The sequence below is a fragment of the Amnimonas aquatica genome (assembly GCF_002943415.1).
Taxonomy (GTDB): domain Bacteria; phylum Pseudomonadota; class Gammaproteobacteria; order Pseudomonadales; family Moraxellaceae; genus Perlucidibaca; species Perlucidibaca aquatica_A.
On sequence record NZ_PTQZ01000342.1, the window covers coordinates 1 to 1267 of the forward strand.

Consider the following 1267-nt stretch of genomic DNA (forward strand, 5'->3'; position numbering starts at 1 on the left):
CCGGGGCGGGCGGCCTGCATGGTGGTTATGTTGTTGGTAACCCAATATACTGCCCTAATGAACAGTATTTATGCAGGCAGCCCGCCCCAGCTTCCGCTCCCCTTCTTCGAGGCCAGCATCCCCGCCGGCTTCCCGTCGCCCGCGGCCGACTATGTCGAGCGCCGCATCGACCTCAACGAGCGGCTGGTGCATGACGCCGCCGCCACCTTCTTCGTGCGCGCCGCCGGCGAGTCCATGAAAGATGCCGGCATCCAGGACGGCGCCATCCTGGTGGTGAACAGCGCCCGCATCGCGGTGCCCGGAGACATCGTGATCGCCAGCGTCGATGGCAGGCATACGGTGAAGCGGCTGCGGCAGGTCGGTGGTCGCTACGAGCTGCATCCCGACAATGCGAGCGGCCGGTATCCGGTGATCCGGGTCAGCGAGGAGCTGCACATCTTCGGAGTGGTCACGGCCTGCATCGTCGAGTTCGCCACCCTTAATGGTGCCCGCTGAGGCTGCCATGCAGGCCCATGCCCTGGTCGATGCCAACAACTTCTACGCCACCTGCGAGAAGATCTTCCAGCCCGGGCTGGAGGGCGTGCCGCTGGTCGTGCTGTCGAACAACGACGGCTGCATCGTTTCGCGTTCGGCCGAGGCCAGGGCGCTGGGGCTGCCCATGGCGGCGCCCATCCACCAGTGGCAGGGCTTCTGCGAGCAGCACGGTGTCGTGATCAGGAGCTCCAACTACACCCTCTACGGCGACATGAGCGAGCGCATGCTCATGGTGCTGCAGGGCCTGTGTCCGGTGGTCGAGAGCTACTCGATCGACGAGTCCTTCCTGGACCTGACGGGGTTGTCCGACCTGACCGCCAGGGCGCGGGATATCCGCACCAGGCTCAGGCGCGGCACGCACATCACCTGCGGGGTGGGCATCGGCCCGACCCGGACCCTGGCCAAGCTGGCTAACCTCATCGCCAAGCAGCAGCCGGGCACGGATGGCGTGTTCAGCCTGTTCGACTGCGCGCAGTCCGAACAGGATGCGCTGATGGCGGCGCTGCCCGTGCGCGCGGTCTGGGGCGTCGGCTCGCGGCTGGGCCGGCGCCTGACCGCCGAAGGCATAAGCTCCGTGCTAGATCTCAAGCGTGCCGCGTCGAGCGGCATCCGGCAGCGTTATGGCGTCGTGCTGGAAAAGACCGTGCGGGAGCTGAACGGACAGCCCTGCCTGGACATGGAGGAGGTTGGCAGGCCCAGGCGGCAGATCGTGTCATCGCGCTCCTTCGCCGCC

2 protein-coding genes are annotated in these 1267 nt (G+C 66.9%); both read left to right on the forward strand.

Features of this window, described 5'->3' with window-relative positions; genetic code table 11:
* Nucleotides 1-57: 57 nt before the first annotated feature.
* Nucleotides 58-495 carry a translesion error-prone DNA polymerase V autoproteolytic subunit gene (umuD, locus tag C5O18_RS09780; RefSeq protein ID WP_105193435.1) on the forward strand — a complete coding sequence of 146 codons (438 nt, stop codon included), beginning with the start codon at nucleotides 58-60 and terminating at the stop codon, nucleotides 493-495.
* 7 nt (nucleotides 496-502) lie between these two features.
* The coding region (locus tag C5O18_RS09785; RefSeq protein ID WP_162495445.1) for a Y-family DNA polymerase at nucleotides 503-1267 on the forward strand (765 nt) is incomplete at its 3' end.

Excerpts from the sequence above, each read along its gene's own strand:
- umuD (WP_105193435.1), top strand. The coding sequence starts at position 58 with ATGAACAGTATTTATGCAGGCAGCCCGCCCCAGCTTCCGCTCCCCTTC.